A 23,778-nucleotide genomic window follows, 5' to 3' on the forward strand; every position below is an offset into this window, starting at 1 on the left:
GTGTACCCGCCGTTCCGGCTTGTGAAACGGGGAGCAATCTCCTTAAACAGGCGATGTACAACATCTTTGCTCCGAATAAATGAAGCCGCCTGGCGAACCGCATGAAGATCGCCTCTTTTTCCAAGCGTGATCATCTCTTCGGTCATCGGCTGAATCTCCTTTGCCTTCGCCTCGGTCGTTTCAATCCTTTCATGTTCAAAAAATGAGGTGACTAGACTTCGAAATAATGCCTTTCGATGTCCCGAATTTCGACCAAACTGCCTGCCTGCACATTTATGTCTCATTTTATTTTTACCTTTATTTTATTACACCTACAGATAACTTACTACTAATCGTTGAGAAGATGTCGAACGCATCAGACTATACCTTTTGCTCTTGTTTCGCCAGCGTGAATACCTCCGGAGGCAGCTTCATTCCGAGGGAAAGACCCATGTCTTCCAGTATTTCCTTAATTTCATTCAGCGATTTTCTGCCGAAATTTTTTGTCTTAAGCATTTCAGATTCTGTTTTCTGGACTAATTCAAGGATCGTTTTAATATCTGCATTTTTCAAACAGTTTGCGGCACGAACCGACAGCTCCAGCTCGTTCACGCTTTTGAGAAGATTCCGGTTAATTTCTTGCTTCTCTTCAACGGTTTTATCTTCCAGTTCATCTTCTTTTTCTTCAAAATTAATAAAGATCGTTAAATGATCTTTCAAAATTTTAGCCGCGTAGGCTACCGCGTCAGCCGGCAGTACGCTTCCATCTGTCCAGACTTCAAGAATCAGCTTGTCATAGTCGGTAATCCGTCCAACACGGGCCGATTCAACATTGAAATTGACTTTATGTACCGGCGTAAAGATTGCGTCGACCGGGATCACGCCAATGGACGCGCCTTCTTCTTTATTTCGATCTGCAGGAGAATAGCCGCGGCCTATTTTGACGGTAAGCTCCATATCAAGATTTGCGTCTCGATCAAGTGTCGCAATATGAAGGTCGGGCGTCAGAACTTCAATTTCGGAATCATGAATAATATCTTTTCCGGTCACCATTCCCAATCCCTTTTTTTTAATATGAATAGTTTTGGTCTTATCCGTATGAGATTTCAACCGGAGATTCTTAATATTTAAAATAATGTCCGTAATATCTTCCTTGACCCCGGTAATATTGGAAAACTCGTGTAACACGCCTTCGATCTTGATGGCGGTCACTGCGGCACCCGCGATAGAAGAAAGAAGGACTCTCCGAATCGAATTCCCAATGGTGGTACCGTAACCTCTTTCAAATGGTTCGGCAAAAAACTTTCCATAAGTGGAAGTTAAACTTTCCTGATCACATTCCAGTTTTTTAGGTATCTGGAAATCTTTTGTTCTAATAATCATTTTTCCCCCTCAAGCCGGCATCCGCGAAGCACTTTGCGATGCGCTCATTTCTCTTCTGGTTTTCTCTAGGATATAGTCAATTAATTTATCGTGAATATAACTCAACAACCAGCTGTTCGTTAACCGGTAATGAAATGTCTTCCTTTAAAGGTAAATTTTTCACCTTTCCTTTGAAATTGATCTTGTCCAGCTCGACCCATGAGGGAATTCCGATTGCTTCCACCACTTCAATGGCTCCGACAATGGAAGGAAGTGCGCGGCTCTTTTCCTTCACTTCAACCACATCCCCTTCCTCAATCAGGTAAGAGGGAATATCGACATTCTTGCCATTCACCAGAAAATGTTTATGGCCCACCAGCTGGCGAGCTTGTTTGCGCGAAGATGCAAATCCAGCTCTGAACACAAAATTGTCCAGACGCCTTTCCAGAAATTGAAGCAGATTCTCACCGGTGATCCCTGATTTTCGTTCTGCTTTTTCAAAATAAATTCTGAACTGCCTTTCCATCAGACCATAAATCCTTTTCAGCTTCTGTTTCTCTCGAAGCTGCATCCGGTATTCTGAAATGCGCGGCCTTGCCTGGCCATGTTGACCTGGCGCGTAAGCTCTCCGGTCAATGGCACATTTATCCGTTAAACATCGTGATCCTTTTAAAAATAGTTTCGTCCCTTCTCTTCGACAGAGGCGACATACTGAATCGGTGTATCTTGCCAAGCTTTCCCCCTTTGTTATTTTCTCTAAACTCTTCGACGTTTCGGAGGCCGACATCCATTATGGGGAATCGGCGTCACATCTTTAATCATATTAATCTTTAATCCGGCGGCCTGTAACGAACGCACCGCTGATTCTCTCCCTGACCCCGGTCCGTCCACATAAACATCCACCTGTTTCATACCTTGCTCAATCGCTTTCTTCGCCACAATTTCAGCCGCTTTTTGTGCCGCAAAGGGGGTGCTTTTGCGTGAACCTTTAAATCCCTGACTGCCAGCAGTTGCCCAGACCACGGCATTTCCCCCCATATCGGTGATGGTAATTTGAGTATTGTTAAAAGTCGCCTGGATATGAGCAATTCCGCTCTGTACGACCCGCTTTTCTTTCTTTTTTGCCCCTTTTTTAATCATAAGTTTTCCCGTTTATTGATTTTATTTGGAATCTTTCTTCGCTTTAAGTCCAACTGCTCCTTTTTTACGTCCTTTACGGGTACGGGCGTTCGTTTTGGTTCTCTGACCTCTCACCGGCAGCCCTCTGCGGTGCCGGAGCCCTCTAAAACATCCGATATCCATCAATCGTTTTATATTCATAGAGACTTCACGCCTCAAATCTCCTTCGACTTTAAACTCTTTGTCGACCTTCTCCCTGATTTTGATCACTTCATCATCTTTCAGGTTTTTTACCCGGGTGTCCGGGTTGACACCTGCCGCCTTAAGTATTAACCGGGCAGACGCGGGACCAATACCGTAAATATAGGTCAGACCCACTTCGATTCTTTTTTCTTTTGGTAAATCCACTCCTGAAATTCTAGCCAATTTTTAAATGCTCCTTATTCATTCTTGGGACGTCTGCACTCCCTGAAAATGGTTTCGACCTATCCTTGTCGCTGTTTATGCCTGGGATTTTCGCAGATCACCCGAATGACCCCTTTTCTCTTTATGACCTTACACTTCGAACAAATTGTTTTTATTGACGATCTGACTTTCATAATGTCCTCGTTCCATTTTAATGCTGACTATTTACTTGCTGAACCGGTATGTAATTCTTCCTCTTGTCAAATCATAGGGAGAAAGTTCGATGGTCACTTTATCTCCCGGCAATATCTTGATATAGTGCATTCTCATCTTCCCGGAGATATGAGCCAATACCTGATGCCCATTTTCCAATGAAACTTTAAACATGGCGTTCGGTAATGTTTCCTGAATGACCCCCTGCACCTCTATTGCATCTTCCTTCGCCATTTTAATCTGCTTTCCTGGCCGAGGTTAAAATAACCGGACCCTGTTCGGTAATGGCGATGGTATGTTCAAAGTGTGCGGAGAGGCTTCCGTCTTTTGTGACCACAGTCCATTTATCAGAAAGAATGTTTACGGCAGATTGACCAGCGTTGACCATTGGTTCAAGCGCAAGAACCATCCCTTTTTTAAGTCTCGGTCCCTGACCCGGATCACCATAGTTTGGAATCTGCGGCTCTTCATGCAAGTTTCTGCCGATTCCATGTCCCACGAAATCTCTGACCACGGTATACCCGGATGATTCGACATGACACTGGACAGCGTGCGAAATATCGGATAACCGGTTCCCTATTTTTGCCTGTTCAATCCCCTTATACAACGATTCTTCTGTTATTTTAATCAGTTTTTCAGCTTCTTTCTCAATTCTTCCAACGCCTACGGTTATGGCGGCGTCACCATAAAATCCGTCATATATCGCACCGAGATCCAATCCGATGATGTCTCCCTCAGAGAGAACATTTTTTTTTGAGGGAATTCCATGCACGACTTCGGAATTGACCGATGCACAAAGAGTGGCGGGGAAATTCCGGTACCCTTTAAAAGCGGGTTTTCCCCCTTTTTCAATGATCTTCGCCTCGGCGATTCGGTCGAGCTCGTCAGTCGTTACACCAGGCTTGACACTGGCCTTTAACACTGCTAATGTCTCCGCCACGATCTGGCAGGCTATTTTTATTTTCGATACCTCCTCATCTGACTTAAGAATGATCATTTAAAGCGTCAAACCGATAAAATCCTTTCAATTTCTTTACTCACGAGCGCTATTGTCCCATTCCCGGCCAGCGAATGCAAGAGACCCGAATTTTCATAATATTGCAGGAGCGGCGATGTCTTTTCCAGATATTCCTTATACCGGTTCCGAACCGTATCTTCCTTATCATCTTCCCGCTGAACCAATCCATTCTGGCATTGGTCGCAAATTCCGCTCTGCCGAGGAGGATTCAAAGTTATGTGAAAGACAGCTTTGCAGTTGGGACAACTTCGGCGCCCCGACAATCTTCTAACAATCTCCGCTTCGGCAAGGTCAAAATTGATTACCGCATCAATGCTTTTTCCGGCATCCGCAATGGTTTGATCCAGTGATTCCGCTTGTGGAATCGTTCTTGGGAAGCCGTCGAGAATGAAGCCTTTCTGACAATCCGGCTGTTTTAGTCTTTCCCGCACGAGTCCAATCACCACTTCATCCGGAACCAGCGCTCCCCGATCCATAAATGATTTTGCTTTTAATCCAAGCGGCGTCTTTAAGGCCACCGACTCTCTCAGAATATCTCCCGTTGAAATTTTTGGAATCCCATATCGGGAGGCTAACGCCTGGCCCTGGGTTCCTTTTCCAGCTCCCGGGGGACCGAGTAGAATGAAATTCAACTTGAAAAACCTTTCAGTTTCAATATTTAAGCGCTTCTACCTTTAAGTCGTCCTTTTTTCATGAAACCTTCATAATTTCGGGTAATCATATGAGTTTCAATCTGTTGAGCCGTATCAAGTCCTACCCCGACGACGATCAGAAGAGACGTGCCGCCAAAATAAAATGGAACATGCAATTTATAAATAAATAGCTCCGGCAAAACGGCGACTGCCGCCAGATAAATCGATCCAACAAAAGTGATACGTGTCAACACCCGGTAAATATAGTCGGAAGTCTTTTGACCAGGACGGATTCCAGGAATGAAACCGCCATATTTTTTCATATTATCGGCCATATCGACCGGATTGAGAACGACAGCCGTATAGAAAAAGCAAAAAAAGACGATCAGTGCGACATAGAGAAGGGTGTAAAAAAGCGACCCCGGGGCAAGATTTCGGCTCACGGCTTGTACCCAAGGGATCGCAATAAATCCGGCGATCGTTGCGGGAAAGGCAATGATAGAAGACGCGAAAATGGGGGGAATCACGCCCGCAGTATTTATTTTGAGAGGAATATGCGTATTTTGACCACCATAGACCTTTCTTCCCACGACCCGCTTGGCATACTGTACCGGAATTTTTCTTCGACCGCTTTCCAGAAATACGATTGCCGCAACAACAAAAATCATGACCAATATTAAAACCAAGACAAAAAAGATATTAAGTTCACCCGTCTTGACCAGCTGGAAAGTGCTATTGATGGCTGAGGGCATTCTGGCAACAATTCCAGCGAATATAATAAGAGAAATTCCGTTACCGATTCCCCGTTCGGTAATCTGCTCGCCCAGCCACATGAGAAAGGCAGTGCCGGCCGTTACCGTAATCATCGTCATGATTCTAAATCCCCAACCTGGATTCTGAACGAAAATTCCTTTCTCCATTCCTTCTAGTCCGACAGCAATTCCAAACGCCTGAATTAATCCAATGACAATGGTTCCGTAACGCGTATATTGAATGATTTTTTTTCTGCCGCGATCCCCTTCTTTTGCGAGTTTTGAAAGATGCGGAATGACGACGGTCAACAGTTGAAGAATAATCGATGCGCTGATATAGGGCATAATGCCCAGTGCAAAAATGGAAAGCTTGGAAAGTGCTCCTCCGGAAAAGATATCCAGAAACCCCATCAAGGAACCGCCCTGACGCGTCAAGAATTCACTTAAGGCATCGTTGTTGATTCCTGGCGTTGGAACATGCGCTCCAATTCTGTAGACAGCAAGCATCCCAAGGGTGAAGAGAACCCGGTGACGTAATTCTTCAATTTTAAATATATTCTGTAAACTGGTAACAAATCTTTCAAACAATTAAAGAACCTCTATCTGACCACCTGCTTTTTTGATCTTTTCTTCCGCTGTTTTTGAAAATTTATGTGCGTGAATCGTGATTGCCTTGGTCAATTCACCTTTTCCCAGAATTTTGACGAGTCCGCGTTTTCTAACCAATCCTGCTTTTCCCAAAGTCTCAGGTGTAATAGGACTTTCCTGGCAGGCCGTCAAAACATCCAGGTTCACAATCGAATATTCCGTTTTAAAAATAGAGGTAAATCCCCTTTTCGGAATTCGTCGTATTAAAGGCTGTTGGCCACCTTCAAAACCAGGACCTTTGACTCCGCCTGAACGTGCTTTTTGGCCTTTATGTCCCTTGGTGGAAGTTTTGCCGTGCCCGGATCCGGGTCCACGACCAATTCGTTTCTCTTTTTTTCTCGAACCGGGTACCGGTGCTAAATCCTCTAATTTCATATTCAATAACCTTTATGCCTGTTTAACTTCGAGTAAGTAAGGAATTTTATTAATCATCCCGCGGATTTCCGGCGTATCGGGGCGAACAACGGTCTGATTCATTTTTCTCAAACCGAGTCCGGCAACCACCCTCTTATGTTTGTCAGAGGTGCCGATGTAACTTCTCTTCAACGTGATAGATAATTTTTTAGTGGTCATATTACACCGCTATCTCTGGTTGTTTTCTCATTTCCCGAACACTGTTTCTTCCTCTGAGATTTTTCAATCCGAGCAAAGTCGCTTTTACAACATTGAATGGATTTCCACTTCCGAGACATTTACTCAGGATATTATGGATTCCGACCATTTCCATGACCGAGCGAACTGCCCCGCCTGCAATGATTCCGGTCCCGTCTGCTGCCGGTTTTAACAAGACATCTTCGGCGCCAAAATGACCTATGACTTCGTGGGGAATGGTGCGGCCTCTTAACTGAACTTCAAACATATTCTTCTTTGCGCTTTCAACGGCCTTCCGAATCGCTTCAGGCACCTCAGCAGCCTTTCCTTTTCCCATGCCGACCTGTCCGTTTCCATTACCGACCACCACGACGGCACTGAAACTAAACCGCTTACCCCCTTTAACAACCTTGGCGACCCGATTGATACAAACCACTTTGTCTTTTATCGATGACTCTTCCTGCTGATATGATTTTTCCAAAGCGACTCCTTTAAAATTCTAATCCGCCTTCACGGGCACCATCGGCCAGTGCCTTGACTTTTCCATGATAGAGATATCCCCCTTTGTCAAATACGACTCGGGAAATCTGTTTTGCTTTTGCTCTTTTGGCAAGGAGCTGACCGACTTTTTTTGCCATTTCAATATTCTTGGTCCCTTTTTTTTTGACCAAATCCTTTTCCTGGCTGGACGCCATAACCAAAGTGACCCCTTTGCTGTCATCGATGATCTGAGCCGAAATATAAAAATTACTTCTAAATACTGAAAGACGAGGCCGTTCCGGGGAACCTGAGATTTTCTTCCTGACCCGTTCATGGCGTTTTATTCTCGCCACATTCTTCTTTTCAACCATTAAACCCATATCGGTTCCTTTTTGATGACACTTGTCTTTAAATGATCTACTTGCCGGTCTTTCCTTCTTTTCTCAAAATCTTTTCGCCGGCGTATTTTATCCCTTTTCCTTTATAAGGCTCCGGCTCTTTTAGTCCGCGAATATTGGCGGCTAATTGCCCCAAAACTACTTTGTCCGACCCTTTCAACGTGATGACAGTCTGTTTATCCACCGAAGCATCTATCCCTTTCGGAAGTTCTATTTGGACCGGATGCGAGAATCCAAGAGTCAAAGAAAGGTTTCGTCCCTGCACCTGGGCTCTAAAACCGACACCGCTAATTTCCAGGACTTTTTCAAATCCTTTGGAAACCCCGGTAATCATATTGGCAACCTGACTCCTTGTTAATCCGTGAAGCGCCTTCGAAAAACCATCATTGCCATCCCGTTCGACCTTAACTTGGGAATGTTCCTGTTTGACTTTAATCTTCTCATGAATTTCCTGTCTGAGTTCTCCTTTAGGACCTTTTACAGTAACCACTCCGGGAGAACATTTGACTTCCACTCCCTGGGGAATGGTTATAAGTTTGCCACCTATTCTAGACATACCTTTTTCCAATCATCCTATTTTAAATATGCCGACGCGGAAAGTTACCAGATGGAACAGAGGATCTCACCGCCGAGATTCTGTTTCCGGGACTCCCGGTCAGTCAAAATGCCTTTCGAAGTTGAAAGGATCGCGATTCCCATTCCCCCCTTGACGAGAGGAATTTTGTCTTTTGCAACATAAACTCTCTTCCCGGGGGAACTGACTCTTTGAAGGTCATTTATGACTCTGTCTTCCTGGTCATTATGATATTTCAAGAATACCCGTATGAACCCCTTGCCGTCCTGACTGACAATTTTAAAGCTCTTTACAAATCCTTCTTGAAATATTTTTTTTGCAAGTTCCAATTTGAGTTTAGATAGTGGAACATCAACGAAACTTTGCCATCGTTGGTTTGCGTTTCGAATTCTGGTAAGCATATCCGCTATCGGATCGGCCATCGACATAATATTCTTTTCCTTTTTTTAGTTTATATACAAAAAATTACCAACTTGACTTAATGACACCCGGAATTTCACCCCTCAAACTCAATAATCTGAAGCAGATTCTGCACATCTGAAATTTTCCCATAAACCCACGACCTCTGCCGCAGACTGGACAGCGGTTGTAAGCCCTTACCTTGAATTTAGGGACTGCTTTGGCCTTGTTTCTTAATGCTTTCCTTGACAATCTCTCGTCTCCTTTATTTTCTGAAAGGCATTCCCAGGTGCCTCAATAGCGCTCTCCCCTGGTCATCATTCTTTGCAGTCGTGACAATGGTTATATCCATGCCATGAAGGGCGGCAATTTCATCATATTTAATTTCTGGAAATATGAGCTGTTCTTTGACTCCCAGAGTGTAACTCCCTCTCCCGTCAAATGATTTGGTCGAGACTCCACGAAAATCCCGGATTCGAGGCAACGCCGCGTGCAAAAGTCGGTGGAAGAATTCATACATGCGCTCTCCGCGCAACGTGACTTTACATCCGATCGGCATCCCTTCTCTTAATTTGAACCCGGCAATTGATTTTTTTGATTTCGTGATGACCGGTTTTTGTCCAGTGATCATACCCAGCTCCTTTGCCGCTTCGTCAAGGAGCTTCATGTTTGAAATCGCCTCACCCATTCCCACATTGATCACGATCTTTTCGAGCCTGGGAACCTGCATGACACTCTTGAATGAAAACTCCGACATGAGAGCCGGCGTCACTTCTTTCGAAAATTTTATTTTAATATAATTCGGTTCTTTTTTTGCCGCAACCGCTTCTTTTTTAGGAGCGGATTCTTTTTTTACCACAGCGTCTTTTGTGACTGTCTCTTTTTTTGCCATTTTTCCTTTAGACCTTTTTTCTATTCTTTATCGATACTTTCGCCGCATTTTCGGCAAACCCGGATTTTTTGTTTATTTTCCAAAACTTTTGTCCCGGTACGGGTCACAGCATTGCAATGTGTGCAAATCAGCATGACATTGGAAATATGGATGGAAGCCTCTTTATCGACGATTCCTCCCTGCTTATTGTTCTGGTTGGGTTTCTGATGTTTCTTGATCATATTGAGTTTTTCGACCAGTATCCTCTGTTCCCTCGAAAGAATTTGCAGGACCTTTCCCTGCTTTCCCCGTTCCCGCCCCGATATGACTTCGACCTTATCCCCCTTTTTTAACCGGACCTGCGTTATTTTCACATCACTACCCAACATAGTTCTATCCTTATCGGTTTCTCAGCAATCGATTATAATACTTCGGGTGCAAGGGAAATAATTTTAGTAAATTTCTTTTTTCTCAACTCCCTTGCAACCGGACCAAAAATACGGGTTCCCACAGGCTCTCCCTGGGCATTAATCAGGACCGCAGCATTCCGGTCAAATTTGATATAAGACCCGTCTTCCCTTCTGATCTCTTTTACCGTTCTCACGACGACTGCCTTGGCAACATCTCCCTTTTTGACCGAAGCGTTTGGAATGGCTTCCTTGACTGCGACCGAAATAATATCCCCAATAGTGGCATAGCGTTTATGTGACCCACCCATCACATGAAAGCACATGACTTTTTTAGCACCGGAATTATCCGCAACATCTAAATAACTATAGATCTGTATCATGAGCTTACTCTCCCGCTTTCACACCCGATTTTTGAGGAACTGAACTGACGATTTCCACGACCTTCCAATGTTTCTCTTTACTCATGGGTCTGGATTCGATGATTTTGACCTGATCGCCGACCTGGCATTTATTCTCCTGATCATGGGCTTTTAATCGGGTAAAGCGCTTAACAACTTTCTGATACTGGGAATGCAGGAAGGTTCGCTCGATCTGAATGACAGCGGTTTTATCCATCTTGTTGCTGATCACCCTGCCTATGAAGCTTTTTTTCTTCTTTGAAACTGATTGTTGCTCTGTCATATTATCGCCTGTCATTTCGAAAGTGACTTTTCAGCCTGACTTTCTTTCATTATTGTTTCAATTCTGGCCACATCCCGCCTAATTGTTCTGACTCTGGCGAGATTTTCCATTTTTCCCAACACAATCTGACAACGCAAATTGAAGAGCTCCTTTTTAAATTCACCTTTCCGGGTGAGGAGGTCTTCACCTGATAAATTTCGAAGATCTTTGACTTTCATTAAATTACTCCACGCTCAACAAGTTTTGTCGCAATGGGAAGCTTGAATGCAGCGAGCCTCAATGCCTCTTCCGCGACCTGACGGGTCACGCCATCCATTTCATATAAGATCCGTCCGGGTTTTACAACTGCCACCCAGTATTCCGGGTTACCTTTTCCATTTCCCATACGAGTCTCGGCCGGTTTTTTTGTGATCGGTTTGTCTGGAAAAATCCGGATCCAGATTTTTCCTCCTCGCTTAATATACCGGGTCATGGCAATACGTGCCGCTTCAATCTGCCGGCTGGTGATCCAGCCTGGCTCCATGGCTTTTAATCCAAATTCCCCGAATGAAAGGTCTCCGCCGCGATAGGCCTTTCCCTTCATGTTTCCCTTCATCATTTTTCGGTGTTTGACTTTTTTCGGACTAAGCATACTTCCTTTCACTTCGACGTTCGGCCCGGACTTCTTCGCTGTCGACTAAAATATCTCCTTTGTATATCCAGACTTTGACCCCAATCTGTCCATAGGTCGTTTTTGCTTCAGCCAGGCCGAAATCAATATCGGCACGAAGCGTATGGAGCGGCACCCGGCCCTCCCGATACCACTCCGTCCTGGCAATTTCAGAACCCGCCAACCGACCCGCACACGAAATTTTAATTCCCAACGCCCCTAATCGAAGTGCTGTGGTGACACTCTTTTTCATCGCTCTTCGATAAGCGATACGTTTCTCAAGCTGAAGCGCGACGCTTTCCGCAACGAGCTGGGAATCAAGTTCCGGTTTCTTGATCTCCTTGATATTGATATAAACCTGTTTCTTGGCAATAGCTTCAAGTTCGACTTTTAATTTGTCAACTTCGGCTCCTTTACGCCCAATAATAATTCCCGGTCTTGCAGTAAAAATATTGATCTTAACCTGATTTGCGGACCGATCGATTTCGACTCTTGAGACTCCGGCATGAAAGAGTTTCTGTTTAACAATCTTGCGGATCTTCAAGTCCTCGTGAAGCAGTTTTGCGTAATCTTTGTCCGCATACCATTTCGAAGTCCAGGTTTTGATATATCCTAATCTAAATCCAACGGGATGTACTTTTTGTCCCAATCTAGCCCCCCAATAAAACTGACATTAGTTCATTTTTCTTCAGGCCGGCACCGCCAGGCCCCATTCTCTTTTCTAAATTAAAACAGTTCGTTATTTCTTGTCCTTGATCTTGTCCTTTCGGTCAGACAAAACAATGGTAATATGACTCGACCTCTTTCGAATCGTAAAGGCCCGGCCCATGGCGCGCGGCTGGAATCGTTTCATGACGGCCCCGCCATTCACAAAGACCTGGCTGACAAAGAGATCATCCGGGTCTCCGACTTCCCGATTCTCGGCATTGGCAATCGCCGATTTGAGAAGTTTTTCAATCGTTTTCGCCGCATGTTGAGGCATAAACCGCAACGTGTTCATTGCGGATTCCACTTTCTGTCCTCTTATCAAATTTACAATTAACCGGGCTTTTCTCGGTCCAATATGGACATGTCTTAGTATTGCTTTGGCCTCAGCCATAGTGTCGTTTCCTTTATTTTAAGGCCGCAGCTTTTTCGGATTTCGCCGCGCCGTGCCCCTTGAAAAACCTTGTCGGAGCAAATTCTCCAAGCTTATGACCCACGGTATTTTCAGAAACATAAACGGGAATGAATTTTCTACCGTTATGGACGGCAAATGTATGTCCAATCATATCCGGCACAATCGTAGATCTTCTTGACCAGGTCTTTATGATTTTCTTTTCGTTAGCTGAGTTCATTTTTTCAACCTTTTTCAGAAGGTTCGCTTCGACAAAAGGTCCTTTACTAATGGATCGAGGCATTGCTATTTCCTTTTCTTAATAATAAAAGGGGTCGTTAATTTCCTTCTTCTCGTTTTATAACCTTTGGTCAGCATCCCCCATGGAGAAACAGGATGTGGATTACCCTGTCCGGATTTTCCTTCGCCACCACCATGTGGATGGTCAACCGGGTTCATGGCCAAGCCCCTGACGATGGGTCTTCGACCAAGCCACCTTGATCTCCCCGCTTTGCCAATCACCACATTTTCATGTTCAATATTGCCAACCTGACCGATGGTCGCAAAACACTCCGCCAGGACGAGCCTGACTTCTCCTGAACCAAGACGAATCTGGACATATTCACCTTCTTTTGCCATCAACTGGGCCGAACCGCCAGCGCTTCGGACCATCTGGCCGCCCTTGCCGATTTTGAGTTCAATATTGTGTATCAGGCTTCCCAACGGAATGGCCTTTAAAGGCATCGCGTTGCCCGGCTTGATGTCAATTCCGGTTGGTCCGGATTGAACGGTGTCCCCCACTTTCAATCCGACGGGAGCCAGAATGTACCTCTTTTCGCCATCGGCATAATGAAGGAGAGCGATTCGTGCTGAACGATTTGGATCATATTCAATGGCCGCCACTTTGGCGGGAATATTCCATTTGTTCCGCTTAAAATCAATGAGACGGTACATCCGTTTATGTCCGCCACCTAAATGACGGCTCGTGATTTTTCCTCTGTTGTTTCTTCCTCCAGAGGAAGGAATGCGAACCAGAAGACTTTTTTCAGGCGCGTCCTTTGTAATTTCATCAAAGGTGGCAACCGTCATGGAACGCCTTCCTGGCGAAGTCGGTTTAAATGGTTTCGTCGGCATTAAAGTCCCTCAAATAAATTCAGTTTTTCACCCGTTTTCAAAGTCACAATTGCCTTTTTCCAGTTATTTTTCTTTCCTTCAAATCGGCCTAATCGTTTCTTCTTTCCTTCGATTCGAATCACGTTCACTGCTTCGACTTTAACTTTCAGAACTTCCTCTACGGCCTTTTTTATTTCAATCTTATTGGCATCCTTGCGGACCTCAAACGAGACTTTATTGAGTGTTTCGCGCATGAGGGTGCTCTTTTCAGTCAGGAGCGGTTTTACGATAATATCGTGATAATCTTTCATTGGGTTAAAACCTCAACTATTCTATTTAAACTGCGGGGTGTCACAACCAGGTTCTGATGAGTCATCACATCCAGAACATTCAGTCTTTCCGGCTTTAATAGCGTGACCCGGGAAATATTGGACGAAGAACGAACAAGATTTTCATTTTCAATTTCATTGACAATAAGTGTCGTATCGGAAAGGCTTAACTGTTCAAGTATTTTCGAAAACGGTTTCGTCTTGGGTTCGATACCTTCCCAGTCATGAACGACCTTAAGGGTGCCTTCTCTGGCCTTTTCCGCAAGTAATCCGCATAGCGCCAATCGAACTTTCTTCTTCGGCATCGAATAGGAATAATCTCTCGGAATAGGTCCAAATATCGTCCCACCGCCCCTCCACAATGGAGAACGGATCGAACCTGCCCTCGCCCGCCCTGTCCCTTTTTGTTTCCAGGGTTTTTTCCCTCCGCCTCTGACAAATCCTTTTGTTTTTGTCTTCGCCGTTCCCTGTCGCATCGAGGCTTGCTGCATCAGTACGACTTCATGCAAAAGCCCTTTGTTGAGCGGTAAATCAAAAATTCTGGGATCGAGGGTCACCGTTCCGGCATTTTCATTTTTCAAATTTACGACTGAAAGTTCCACCTTAAGCTACCTTCCCTGTTTTCTTTATCGCCTTTTTCACCATGACCAGGCTGCCTTTGGATCCCGGTACAGCCCCTTTGACAAACAAGATATTCTCTTCTTTTCGAACTTCGACGACGAGCAGGGATTGGATCGTAACTCTTCTGTTTCCCATATGACCTCCCATGCGCTGATTTTTCCAGACACGCGAAGGAAATGAGCTTGCACCAATTGAACCCGGCGCACGGTGAAACATGGATCCGTGGGTCGCGGGACCGCCTTTAAAATGGTGTCTTTTCATCACACCCTGGAATCCTTTTCCAATGGACATTCCCTGCACATCAATTTTTTCACCTTTTGCGAAAAGATCGGCGTGTAATACCTGGCCCAGGGTCATATCCGAGACATCCCCTTTAAATTCTCTCAGATACTGGTAGGGCTCACTCTGGGCGGATTTAAAGTGACCGGTCAGGGGTTTGGTCACATTCTTTTTCTTTTTTTCGACAAATGCGATTTGGGCGGCACGATAACCCTCTTTTTCCATATTTTTGAGTTGAACCACCTTACAGGGTCCGAGCTCTATAATCGTCACCGGCACCAGCTTGCCCTGATCATAGATTTGAGTCATTCCCAGCTTTTTTCCCAGCATACCGTTAATCATGAATCCGTCCGTTTCCTTATAATTTAATTTCCACATCGACACCGGCAGAGAGATTTAACTTCATCAGTGCATCAACAGTGTCCTGGGTCGGATTTAAAATATCCAAAAGCCTTTTGTGGGTTCGAATTTCAAATTGTTCACGCGACTTCTTATCAACATGGGGTGAACGCAAGACAGTATATTTATTGATTCTTGTCGGCAGGGGGATCGGTCCCGAAATCTTGGCTCCCGTTCGTTTCGCCGTGTCGACGATATCTACAAGAGACTGATCCAGAATTCTGTAATCGTATGCTTTCAATCTAATTCTAATTTTCTGTTTTACCACTTGCCCCCCAATTATGGACCCAAACCTTTTTATTTACGCGGTGATTTCGCTTATGACGCCGGCACCTACGGTTCGTCCACCTTCCCGAATCGCAAACTTCAATCCCTTCTCCATCGCAATCGGCATAATTAATTCCACCGCAATGCTCACATTGTCTCCAGGCATCACCATCTCCACACCGCTGGCCAGCTCCACCACCCCGGTCACGTCCGTCGTCCTAAAATAAAACTGCGGCCGGTATCCCTTGAAAAACGGCGTGTGACGCCCTCCTTCATCCTTCGTCAAAATATACGCCTCCGCCTTGAACTTCGTATGCGGCGTAATACTCCCAGGCTTCGATAACACCATCCCGCGCTCCACATCTTCCTTCTTCGTCCCGCGCAGCAAAACCCCCACATTATCCCCAGCCTGCCCCTGGTCCAATATCTTCCGAAACATCTCCACACCCGTTACCACCGTCTTCTGGGTCGGTCGTATCCCTACAATCTCAATCTCCTCCCCAACCTTCACAATCCCACGCTCCACTCTCCCCGTCACCACCGTCCCACGTCCCGATATACTAAACACATCCTCAACAGGCATCAAAAACGGCTTGTCCAATTCCCTCGTCGGTGTCGGAATGTAACTGTCCACCGCCTTCATTAACTCAAAAATCACCCCGCATTTCGGACAGTCGTCTTTCCCGCAACCGCATTCCAGTGCCTTTAACGCAGAACCCTTCACAATCGGTATGTCATCCCCAGGAAAATTGTATTTACTCAATAATTCCCGAACCTCAAGCTCCACAAGGTCCAATAACTCCTTATCGTCCACCATATCCGCCTTGTTCATAAAAACCACAATGTACGGCACCCCAACCTGACGCGCTAACAAAATATGCTCTCTCGTCTGAGGCATCGGCCCATCCGCCGCACTCACCACCAATATCGCCCCGTCCATCTGCGCCGCACCCGTAATCATGTTCTTCACATAATCCGCATGACCAGGACAGTCCACATGCGCATAATGCCGGTTCGCCGTCTGGTACTCCACATGCGCAATCGCAATCGTAATCCCACGCTCACGTTCCTCCGGCGCCTTGTCTATCTGATCATACGCCAAAAACTCCGCCCACTTCCTCGAGGCCAAGACCTTCGTAATCGCCGCAGTCAACGTCGTCTTCCCATGATCCACATGCCCAATCGTCCCAATGTTAATGTGCGGCTTCGTCCGCTCAAACTTCGCCTTCGCCATGACTCTAATTCCCTTCTTCTTTCTTTAAGCCCTATTAATTATTGTGTCAAACCCGCTATTCGTCCGACCCTTCAAATTTGGCGATAATTTCATCAGAAATATTCTTGGGAACCACATCGTAATGGGAAAATTGCATGGTAAACACCGCTCTACCTTGTGTCATCGACCGGAGATCGGTTGCGTATCCAAACATTTCAGAAAGGGGAACGATCGAATCGATGACTTGCGCTCCGGATCTTGCTCTCATTCCCTGAATTTTTCCTCTTCTTGAATTCAAATCTCCCATCACATCGCCCATATGTTCTTCCGGACAGATCACTTCCAAGGTCATGATCGGCTCAAGTAGCGCCGGATTCGCCTTTTTTGCACCCGCTTTGACGGCCATGGAACCGGCAATCTTAAATGCCATTTCGGAAGAATCCACATCATGGTATGAACCATCAAAAATAGTCACTTTGATATCCACCATGGGATAGCCTGCCAACACACCGTTTTGAAGCGCTTCGAAAACGCCCTTTTCAACCGGTGCAATGTATTCCTTGGGAACCGCACCCCCGACGACCTTATTTACAAACTCAAATCCTTTTCCAGGTTCGAGAGGTTCGATCTCAAGCCAGACATGTCCGTACTGTCCGCGTCCGCCTGTTTGGCGTATATATTTTCCTTCAGTCTGGACTTTTGAACGAATGGTCTCACGGAATGCAACCTGGGGCTTTCCGACATTCGCCTCAACCTTAAATTCTCGTTTCATCCGATCCACAATAATTTCAAGGTGAAGCTCGCCCATGCCAGAAATAATCGTCTGGCCGGTTTCTTCGTCACTGGTAATGCGGAGAGAAGGGTCTTCTTGTCCTAATTTCTGCAATGCCATCCCCATTTTTTCCTGGTCGGCTTTGGTTTTGGGCTCAATGGCCAGCGAAATAACCGGTTCCGGAAAACTCATGACTTCAAGCAGAATTGGACGATCTTCTTCGCAGAGGGTATCTCCGGTCCTCGAACTCTTTAATCCCACTGCTGCGGCAATTTCTCCCGCATAAACCTCTTTAATCTCTTCCCTCTTGTTGGCATGCATTTTCAATATCCGCCCGACGCGCTCTTTGGTATCTTTGGTCGAATTGTATAAATAGGAGCCTGCCTTTAAGACCCCCGAATAGACTCTAAAGAAGGTCAATTGTCCCACAAAAGGATCGGTCATAATTTTAAATGCAAGAGCCGAAAATTTTTCATCATCTGACGCCCTGACGACTATTTCCTCTTTGGTCTGCGGATGAATACCTTTAATCGGCGGAACGTCCAAAGGAGAAGGGAGATACTCAACCACGGCGTCTAGCAAGAGCTGAACGCCCTTATTCTTGAAGGCGGCCCCGCAGAGAACCGGATTGAACGCCATCGCAATGGTTCCTTTACGAAGGGCTCTCTTGATTTCATCAACGGAGATCTCCTCACCGTTCAAATATTTTTCCATCACGACGTCATCTTGATCGGCAATGGCTTCAATCATTTTCGCACGATATTCCTTGGCCTGTTGGAGCATTTCGGCAGGAATGTCAGCAACCACATATTTGGCGCCGAGCGTTTCGTCATCAAAGAAGATGCCCTTCATTTCAACCAGGTCAACGGAACCCCTGAAGTAATCTTCCTTGCCGATCGGAAGCTGGATCGGAACCGGATTAGCCGAAAGACGGTCAACCATTGTCTTAACGCTCTCATAGAAATCGGCTCCAACACGGTCCATCTTGTTCATAAAGGCAATTCTCGGAACCCGATATTTATCCGCCTGCCGCCAGACGGTTTCCGACTGAGGCTCCACCCCCTGAACAGAATCAAAAACGGCGACAGCACCATCCAGAACACGGAGGGAACGTTCTACTTCTATCGTAAAATCGACATGTCCCGGCGTATCAATGATATTAATCCGGTGATTTTTCCAAAATGAGGTGGTTGCGGCAGCAGTAATCGTAATGCCCCTTTCCCTTTCCTGCTCCATCCAGTCCATGGTCGCTGTTCCTTCATGGACTTCCCCGATTTTATGAGTAATTCCGGTATAATAAAGAATTCTTTCGGTCGTGGTCGTTTTGCCGGCATCGATGTGGGCCATAATGCCAATATTTCTGGTTTTATCTATAGGGTATTGTCTGGACATTTCCTCTTACCACCTAAAATGGGCAAATGCCTTGTTGGCTTCTGCCATTTTATGCGTATCTTCCTTCTTCTTGATGGCGCCTCCCGTATTATTGGAAGCATCCAGAATTTCAGCGGCAAGTTTCTCTTCGAACGATTTTCCCGCCCGCTGTTTGGCATAGGAAAGAAGCCAGCGAAGGGCCAGGGAAATCCTTCGGGAAGGGCGGACATCAACTGGAACCTGGTAGGAGGCACCACCCACTCTTCTCGATTTGACCTCTACAACAGGTTTGATATTGTCAATGGCCGTTTTAAATACTTTTAATGGGTCATTTCCCGTTTTGGTTTTTATGACTTCAAAAGAATCGTAACAGATCGATTCCGCAGTACTTTTTTTCCCTTTTTTCATGACGGAATTGACAAATTTGGCTACGAGCCGGTCATTAAAAATCGGATCCGGCAATATTTCTCTTTTAACGATGACTTTTCTTCTAGGCATTAAAATATTCCTCTTGAAAATCTATTTCGGACGCTTCGCTCCATACTTGGACCGTCCTTGCTTCCGGTTTGCGACACCCACCGTATCCAGCGAACCCCGGACAATATGATATCTAACCCCAGGAAGATCTTTCACTTTGCCGCCTCTCACAAGCACAATGGAATGTTCCTGGAGATTGTGGCCGACTCCTGGAATATAGGAGGTGACTTCCATTCCGTTGGTTAAACGAACCCTCGCCACTTTTCTTAACGCAGAGTTTGGCTTTTTCGGCGTGGTCGTGTAAACCCTGACGCAAACTCCCCTTCTCTGAGGACATTCTTTTAACGCCGGACTTTTGGTTTTTCCTTTGGCCTGTTTCCGGCCAATTCGGATTAATTGATTGATTGTAGGCACTCTTTCATCCTTTTCGTTTGCTATTTTAGAAAAACTTGTGGATTATATCAGAACCCTAACGAATGTCAAGCGTTTTGTCTGAAATCTTTAGGTTTTTCAGGAACTCGCGGGCTCTTTCTCCTCCATCTCCTCACGAGAAGTGACCGGTTCCACCTCTTCTCTTTCCGCAGGCGGAACATAAGTGTCCTGATATTCCGAAAATCCGGTTCCAGCGGGAATGAGTCTCCCGACAATGACATTCTCTTTCAATCCCAGCAGGTCATCTGTTTTCCCGCTGATTGCGGCTTCCGTTAGCACGCGAGTCGTTTCCTGGAATGACGCCGCTGAAATAAAGCTTTCGGTGCTCAATGAAGCTTTGGTAATTCCGAGCAGTATTGGCTTTCCAATGGCCGGACGCTTGCCCTGGGACATGACCTTTTCATTTTCGATTGCAAAAAGAATCTTGTCGACCTGACCTCCCATGAGAAAATCGGTATCGCCGGGATCTTCTATCTTCACCTTTCTCAGCATCTGGCGAACGATGATTTCGATATGCTTGTCGTTAATCGAAACTCCCTGCAAACGATAGACTTCCTGCACCTCGTCCACGAGATATTTCTGGAGCTCTTTCGGACCGAGAATATCGAGAATGTCATGAGGATTGGCAGATCCGTCCATCAAGGGTTCTCCGGCTTGCACCCAATCTCCTTCATGAACGTTCACATGTTTCCCTTTCGGGATAAAGTATTCCCGAATATCTCCCATTTCGTTCTTAACCATGATCTTCCTCATCCCTTTGACAAAGCCGCCGTATTCCACCGTTCCATCAATTTCACTGATCACAGCCTGTTCTTTCGGTTTTCTCGCTTCAAAGAGCTCAGCAACTCTCGGGAGACCACCTGTAATATCCTTTGTTTTGGTTGTTTCACGAGGAATCTTGGCCAGGACATCTCCGGGGAATACCGTGTCACCTTTTTCAACCAGAATGTGAGCACCCGCCGGAAGCAGATACCGTGCTACCGACGTCCCTGAAATCTTGGCGGTTTTCCCATGATCATCCTTAATCGAGATGCGGGGACGAAGATTCGAGCCCGGATAATCGATAATGACCCGTCGAGAAAGTCCGGTCACCTCATCGACCTCCTCCCGCATGGTGACCCCTTCGACGATATCTCCAAATGCGATTTTTCCGCCGACTTCGGTCAGTATAGAAAGAGAGTAGGGATCCCATTCCACCAGTTTTTGCGAAGGATCGACTTTGCCTCCGTCTTTGACCTTGATTTTGGCACCGTAAACCACAGAATACTTTTCTTTTTCACGGCCTGATTCGTCGAAAACCGCAATTTTGCCGTTACGGTTCATCACAATCATATCGCCATCTTTGTTTTTCACAGTATTCAAATTCAGATACTTTATTTTCCCCTTATTTTTTGACTCAAGGACAGTCTGCTCAATGACTTTGCTGGCGGTCCCTCCGATATGAAACGTTCTCATGGTCAACTGGGTGCCCGGTTCTCCGATCGATTGAGCAGCAATAACGCCAACCGCCTCTCCCTTGTCAACCAATTTTCCCCTGGCGAGATCGCGCCCGTAACATTTTGCACAGACTCCTCTTCTCGCCTGACAAGTCAACACAGACCGGATCTTGACCCGGTCCACACCCGAATCGACAATCAATTTCACTTTTGCTTCATCCAGATCGTCATCGGCATTACAGATCACTTCACTGGTCAAAGGGTCTCTGATCTCCTCGGCCGCAAGACGCCCAAGAAGTCGTTCTTCAAGAGGTTCGATAATTTCGCCCCCCTCCACCAGTGAGGAAACATAGATTCCATCCATCGAATGACAGTCGACTTCATTGATGATGACATCCTGAGAAATATCGACCAGACGTCGCGTCAGATACCCGGAATTGGCCGTTTTGAGCGCGGTGTCGGCAAGACCCTTTCGTGCTCCGTGAGTCGAAATAAAATACTGAAGGACCGTTAACCCTTCCCTGAAATTTGCCGTGATCGGAGACTCAATAATTTCTCCGGAAGGTTTCGCCATCAGGCCTCTCATTCCTCCCAGCTGACGAATCTGCTGGGTGCTTCCTCTTGCACCGGAATCCGCCATCATGAAAATAGAATTGAAATCCTTTATTTTCTTATCTTTTCGGCCCGTTTTAACAGCTTCTTCTTCGTTACCGAGCTCTTTCATCATTTCGGTCGCGATCTGTTCCGTAACATGGGCCCAGATATCCACCACTTTGTTGTATCTTTCACCATTGGTAATCAAACCCTCAGAGTACTGTTTTTCAATTTCAAGAACTTCGGTTCTCGCCCTTTTGATGAATTCCTCTTTACGCGTTGGAATATGCATATCATCAATGCAAATGGATAGTCCAGCACGGGTCGCATAGCTATAACCAAGGTCTTTGATCTTATCCAGAAGAATCACGGTCTCCCGGTTGCCCGCTTCGCGATAGCAGACATCGATTAACTTCATGATCTCTTTCTTATTTAAAACCTGATTCACATGAACAAAGGGAACTTTCTTTGGAATGATTTCCCAAAAAATCCCTCTCCCCACCGTGGTGTCGACCAGTTCGCCGTCCATTCTCAATTTTACTTTCGCATGTTCTTCCACTTCTCCGGCATCATAGGCAATTCTCAGTTCCCGAATATCGGAAAATTTCTTTCCCTCGCCTTTAGAGCCGGCCCGTTCCTTGGTCAGCCAGTAGCATCCTAAAACCATATCCTGGGACGGAACCATGATCGGCTTTCCGCTTGCAGGAGAAAGGATGTTATTGATTGACATCATCAGAACCCGCGCTTCGATCTGAGCCTCGACGGAAAGCGGAATATGTACGGCCATTTGATCGCCGTCAAAATCGGCATTGAATGCGGCGCAGACTAGCGGATGAAGCCGGATTGCCTTTCCTTCAACTAAAACCGGATCAAAAGCCTGGATACCAAGGCGATGAAGCGTCGGAGCACGATTGAGAAGTACCGGATGTTCTTGTATGACCTCGTCCAGAACATCCCAGACTTCAGGCCGTTCTTTTTCAACCAGTTTTTTGGCACTCTTGATTGTCGTGACATACCCTTCCTGTTCCAGCTTATGGAAGATAAAGGGCTTGAAAAGTTCGAGGGCCATTTTTTTAGGCAATCCGCACTGATGAAGCTTTAGTTCAGGACCGACGACGATTACTGACCGGCCTGAATAGTCGACTCGCTTTCCCAGGAGATTTTGCCGGAATCGACCCTGTTTCCCTTTGAGCATGTCGGAGAGACACTTTAAAGGCCGCTTGTTGGGTCCTCGAATCGATCGGCCTCTTCGGCCGTTATCGAATAATGCGTCCACAGATTCCTGCAGCATCCTCTTCTCGTTCCGAATGATCACCATCGGGGCCTTCAACTCGATCAGTCTCTTTAATCGGTTATTGCGGTTAATGACCCTGCGGTAAAGATCATTCAGGTCCGAAGTCGCAAACCTACCTCCATCCAAAGGCACCAGCGGTCTGAGTTCCGGAGGAAGTACGGGAATAACATCCATGATCATCCAGGCAGGTTGATTCCCCGATTTACGAAATGCTTCAACTACTTTTAATCTCTTAGTCAGTTTCTTCTTAATGGCGGCAGAACTTGCATCTTTTATTTTTATCTGGAGATCGGTCCAGAGTTCTTCAAGCTGAATTCTCTCCAAGAGTTCCCGGATGGCTTCCGCTCCCATGTCCGCCCTGAATTTTCCACTGTATTCCTCATAAAGGGCTCGGAATTTCTCCTCTGAGAGCAGTTCTCTTTCCTTTAATGGGGTATCTCCCGGATCAAGAACTACATACTGCTCAAAATAAAGGATTCTCTCCAGCTGCTTGAGCGTCATATCCAGAAGTGTACCGATTCGGCTTGGAACCCCTTTTAAGAACCAGATATGTGCTACAGGAGACGCCAGTTCGATATGCCCCATCCTCTCGCGCCGCACTTTGGCCTGAATGACTTCGACACCGCATTTGTCACACACAATTCCGCGATGTTTCATCCTTTTGTATTTGCCGCAGTTACATTCCCAGTCTTTAGTAGGTCCGAAAATCTTGGCGCAAAATAATCCGTCCCGCTCTGGCTTAAAAGAACGGTAATTGATCGTTTCGGGCTTTTTGACCTCTCCATAAGACCAGGACCTGATCTTTTCCGGGGACGCAACGCGAATACGAATTGCATCGAAAGAAACGGGATCTTTAGGCTTTTCAAATAAGCTGTACATGCTTTCCAAGATTAACTCCTTATCG

General features: G+C 45.9%; 36 protein-coding genes. All 36 read right to left on the reverse strand.

What is annotated here, in order from left to right; all coding sequences use genetic code 11:
* Positions 1-284 (reverse strand): 50S ribosomal protein L17 (gene rplQ, locus HY200_06545; protein MBI3594603.1); only part of this gene is annotated, 284 nt, incomplete at its 3' end.
* 76 nt (positions 285-360) lie between these two features.
* Positions 361-1,362: a DNA-directed RNA polymerase subunit alpha gene (locus tag HY200_06550; GenBank protein ID MBI3594604.1), complete on the reverse strand. Its 1,002-nt coding sequence runs from the start codon at positions 1,360-1,362 to the stop codon at positions 361-363.
* An 85-nt stretch (positions 1,363-1,447) separates the two neighbouring features.
* Positions 1,448-2,074, reverse strand: coding sequence for a 30S ribosomal protein S4 (rpsD, locus tag HY200_06555; protein ID MBI3594605.1), 627 nt, complete (start codon positions 2,072-2,074; stop codon positions 1,448-1,450).
* Positions 2,075-2,097: 23 nt separating this feature from the next.
* Positions 2,098-2,481, reverse strand: a complete 384-nt coding sequence (gene rpsK / locus HY200_06560) for a 30S ribosomal protein S11 (protein MBI3594606.1) — start codon at positions 2,479-2,481, stop codon at positions 2,098-2,100.
* Positions 2,482-2,502: 21 nt separating this feature from the next.
* The gene (rpsM, locus tag HY200_06565) at positions 2,503-2,886 is read right to left on the reverse strand and encodes a 30S ribosomal protein S13 (GenBank protein ID MBI3594607.1); all 384 of its coding nucleotides are present in this window, start codon (positions 2,884-2,886) and stop codon (positions 2,503-2,505) included.
* A gap of 59 nt (positions 2,887-2,945) precedes the next feature.
* Positions 2,946-3,059 carry a 50S ribosomal protein L36 gene (rpmJ, locus tag HY200_06570; GenBank protein ID MBI3594608.1) on the reverse strand — a complete coding sequence of 38 codons (114 nt, stop codon included), beginning with the start codon at positions 3,057-3,059 and terminating at the stop codon, positions 2,946-2,948.
* A gap of 31 nt (positions 3,060-3,090) precedes the next feature.
* The gene (gene infA, locus HY200_06575; GenBank protein MBI3594609.1) at positions 3,091-3,312 is read right to left on the reverse strand and encodes a translation initiation factor IF-1; all 222 of its coding nucleotides are present in this window, start codon (positions 3,310-3,312) and stop codon (positions 3,091-3,093) included.
* A 1-nt stretch (position 3,313) separates the two neighbouring features.
* Positions 3,314-4,075 (reverse strand): type I methionyl aminopeptidase, encoded by a 762-nt coding sequence (map, locus tag HY200_06580; GenBank protein MBI3594610.1) that lies wholly within the window; start codon positions 4,073-4,075, stop codon positions 3,314-3,316.
* 8 nt (positions 4,076-4,083) lie between these two features.
* The gene (locus HY200_06585; GenBank protein MBI3594611.1) at positions 4,084-4,728 is read right to left on the reverse strand and encodes an adenylate kinase; all 645 of its coding nucleotides are present in this window, start codon (positions 4,726-4,728) and stop codon (positions 4,084-4,086) included.
* Positions 4,729-4,754: 26 nt separating this feature from the next.
* A complete protein-coding gene (gene secY / locus HY200_06590; GenBank protein ID MBI3594612.1) occupies positions 4,755-6,068 on the reverse strand; it encodes a preprotein translocase subunit SecY in 1,314 nt (437 codons plus the stop codon).
* The gene (gene rplO / locus HY200_06595; protein MBI3594613.1) at positions 6,069-6,503 is read right to left on the reverse strand and encodes a 50S ribosomal protein L15; all 435 of its coding nucleotides are present in this window, start codon (positions 6,501-6,503) and stop codon (positions 6,069-6,071) included.
* Positions 6,504-6,515: 12 nt separating this feature from the next.
* Positions 6,516-6,701 carry a 50S ribosomal protein L30 gene (rpmD, locus tag HY200_06600; GenBank protein MBI3594614.1) on the reverse strand — a complete coding sequence of 62 codons (186 nt, stop codon included), beginning with the start codon at positions 6,699-6,701 and terminating at the stop codon, positions 6,516-6,518.
* Between the two features lies 1 nt (position 6,702).
* On the reverse strand, positions 6,703-7,200 hold the full coding sequence (gene rpsE / locus HY200_06605) for a 30S ribosomal protein S5 (protein MBI3594615.1): 498 nt from the start codon (positions 7,198-7,200) through the stop codon (positions 6,703-6,705).
* A gap of 10 nt (positions 7,201-7,210) precedes the next feature.
* Positions 7,211-7,570, reverse strand: a complete 360-nt coding sequence (gene rplR, locus HY200_06610; GenBank protein ID MBI3594616.1) for a 50S ribosomal protein L18 — start codon at positions 7,568-7,570, stop codon at positions 7,211-7,213.
* Positions 7,571-7,616: 46 nt separating this feature from the next.
* Positions 7,617-8,153: a 50S ribosomal protein L6 gene (gene rplF / locus HY200_06615; protein ID MBI3594617.1), complete on the reverse strand. Its 537-nt coding sequence runs from the start codon at positions 8,151-8,153 to the stop codon at positions 7,617-7,619.
* A 44-nt stretch (positions 8,154-8,197) separates the two neighbouring features.
* Positions 8,198-8,599: a 30S ribosomal protein S8 gene (gene rpsH / locus HY200_06620; protein ID MBI3594618.1), complete on the reverse strand. Its 402-nt coding sequence runs from the start codon at positions 8,597-8,599 to the stop codon at positions 8,198-8,200.
* Positions 8,600-8,636: 37 nt separating this feature from the next.
* Entirely contained in the window at positions 8,637-8,822 is a 186-nt protein-coding gene (locus tag HY200_06625) for a type Z 30S ribosomal protein S14 (protein MBI3594619.1), read from the reverse strand.
* A gap of 13 nt (positions 8,823-8,835) precedes the next feature.
* A complete protein-coding gene (gene rplE / locus HY200_06630; protein MBI3594620.1) occupies positions 8,836-9,462 on the reverse strand; it encodes a 50S ribosomal protein L5 in 627 nt (208 codons plus the stop codon).
* A 20-nt stretch (positions 9,463-9,482) separates the two neighbouring features.
* Positions 9,483-9,830, reverse strand: a complete 348-nt coding sequence (locus HY200_06635) for a 50S ribosomal protein L24 (GenBank protein ID MBI3594621.1) — start codon at positions 9,828-9,830, stop codon at positions 9,483-9,485.
* 32 nt (positions 9,831-9,862) lie between these two features.
* Positions 9,863-10,231: a 50S ribosomal protein L14 gene (gene rplN / locus HY200_06640; protein MBI3594622.1), complete on the reverse strand. Its 369-nt coding sequence runs from the start codon at positions 10,229-10,231 to the stop codon at positions 9,863-9,865.
* 4 nt (positions 10,232-10,235) lie between these two features.
* Complete coding sequence (rpsQ, locus tag HY200_06645) at positions 10,236-10,532, reverse strand: 30S ribosomal protein S17 (GenBank protein ID MBI3594623.1); 297 nt, start codon at positions 10,530-10,532, stop codon at positions 10,236-10,238.
* A gap of 11 nt (positions 10,533-10,543) precedes the next feature.
* On the reverse strand, positions 10,544-10,750 hold the full coding sequence (rpmC, locus tag HY200_06650) for a 50S ribosomal protein L29 (GenBank protein MBI3594624.1): 207 nt from the start codon (positions 10,748-10,750) through the stop codon (positions 10,544-10,546).
* Positions 10,750-11,163: a 50S ribosomal protein L16 gene (gene rplP, locus HY200_06655; GenBank protein ID MBI3594625.1), complete on the reverse strand. Its 414-nt coding sequence runs from the start codon at positions 11,161-11,163 to the stop codon at positions 10,750-10,752. Before rplP ends, rpmC begins: the two co-directional genes overlap by 1 nt.
* Positions 11,156-11,830, reverse strand: coding sequence for a 30S ribosomal protein S3 (rpsC, locus tag HY200_06660; GenBank protein MBI3594626.1), 675 nt, complete (start codon positions 11,828-11,830; stop codon positions 11,156-11,158). The genes rplP and rpsC overlap by 8 nt, the downstream gene beginning before the upstream one ends.
* A 90-nt stretch (positions 11,831-11,920) precedes the next feature.
* The gene (rplV, locus tag HY200_06665; protein ID MBI3594627.1) at positions 11,921-12,280 is read right to left on the reverse strand and encodes a 50S ribosomal protein L22; all 360 of its coding nucleotides are present in this window, start codon (positions 12,278-12,280) and stop codon (positions 11,921-11,923) included.
* A gap of 13 nt (positions 12,281-12,293) precedes the next feature.
* Positions 12,294-12,581, reverse strand: a complete 288-nt coding sequence (rpsS, locus tag HY200_06670; protein MBI3594628.1) for a 30S ribosomal protein S19 — start codon at positions 12,579-12,581, stop codon at positions 12,294-12,296.
* Positions 12,582-12,583: 2 nt separating this feature from the next.
* On the reverse strand, positions 12,584-13,411 hold the full coding sequence (gene rplB / locus HY200_06675; GenBank protein ID MBI3594629.1) for a 50S ribosomal protein L2: 828 nt from the start codon (positions 13,409-13,411) through the stop codon (positions 12,584-12,586).
* Entirely contained in the window at positions 13,411-13,701 is a 291-nt protein-coding gene (rplW, locus tag HY200_06680) for a 50S ribosomal protein L23 (GenBank protein MBI3594630.1), read from the reverse strand. The genes rplB and rplW overlap by 1 nt, the downstream gene beginning before the upstream one ends.
* Complete coding sequence (rplD, locus tag HY200_06685; GenBank protein MBI3594631.1) at positions 13,698-14,300, reverse strand: 50S ribosomal protein L4; 603 nt, start codon at positions 14,298-14,300, stop codon at positions 13,698-13,700. The genes rplW and rplD overlap by 4 nt, the downstream gene beginning before the upstream one ends.
* A gap of 22 nt (positions 14,301-14,322) precedes the next feature.
* Positions 14,323-14,961 carry a 50S ribosomal protein L3 gene (gene rplC / locus HY200_06690; GenBank protein MBI3594632.1) on the reverse strand — a complete coding sequence of 213 codons (639 nt, stop codon included), beginning with the start codon at positions 14,959-14,961 and terminating at the stop codon, positions 14,323-14,325.
* A 16-nt stretch (positions 14,962-14,977) separates the two neighbouring features.
* Entirely contained in the window at positions 14,978-15,286 is a 309-nt protein-coding gene (gene rpsJ / locus HY200_06695) for a 30S ribosomal protein S10 (protein ID MBI3594633.1), read from the reverse strand.
* A 33-nt stretch (positions 15,287-15,319) separates the two neighbouring features.
* Complete coding sequence (gene tuf, locus HY200_06700; protein ID MBI3594634.1) at positions 15,320-16,519, reverse strand: elongation factor Tu; 1,200 nt, start codon at positions 16,517-16,519, stop codon at positions 15,320-15,322.
* 55 nt (positions 16,520-16,574) lie between these two features.
* Positions 16,575-18,662, reverse strand: a complete 2,088-nt coding sequence (fusA, locus tag HY200_06705) for an elongation factor G (GenBank protein MBI3594635.1) — start codon at positions 18,660-18,662, stop codon at positions 16,575-16,577.
* A 6-nt stretch (positions 18,663-18,668) separates the two neighbouring features.
* Complete coding sequence (rpsG, locus tag HY200_06710; GenBank protein ID MBI3594636.1) at positions 18,669-19,139, reverse strand: 30S ribosomal protein S7; 471 nt, start codon at positions 19,137-19,139, stop codon at positions 18,669-18,671.
* 21 nt (positions 19,140-19,160) lie between these two features.
* Positions 19,161-19,532: a 30S ribosomal protein S12 gene (locus HY200_06715; protein ID MBI3594637.1), complete on the reverse strand. Its 372-nt coding sequence runs from the start codon at positions 19,530-19,532 to the stop codon at positions 19,161-19,163.
* Positions 19,533-19,628: 96 nt separating this feature from the next.
* A complete protein-coding gene (gene rpoC / locus HY200_06720) occupies positions 19,629-23,762 on the reverse strand; it encodes a DNA-directed RNA polymerase subunit beta' (GenBank protein MBI3594638.1) in 4,134 nt (1,377 codons plus the stop codon).
* Positions 23,763-23,778: the final 16 nt, after the last annotated feature.

The organism is Nitrospirota bacterium (assembly GCA_016194305.1).
Lineage (GTDB): Bacteria > Nitrospirota > Nitrospiria > JACQBW01 > JACQBW01 > JACQBW01.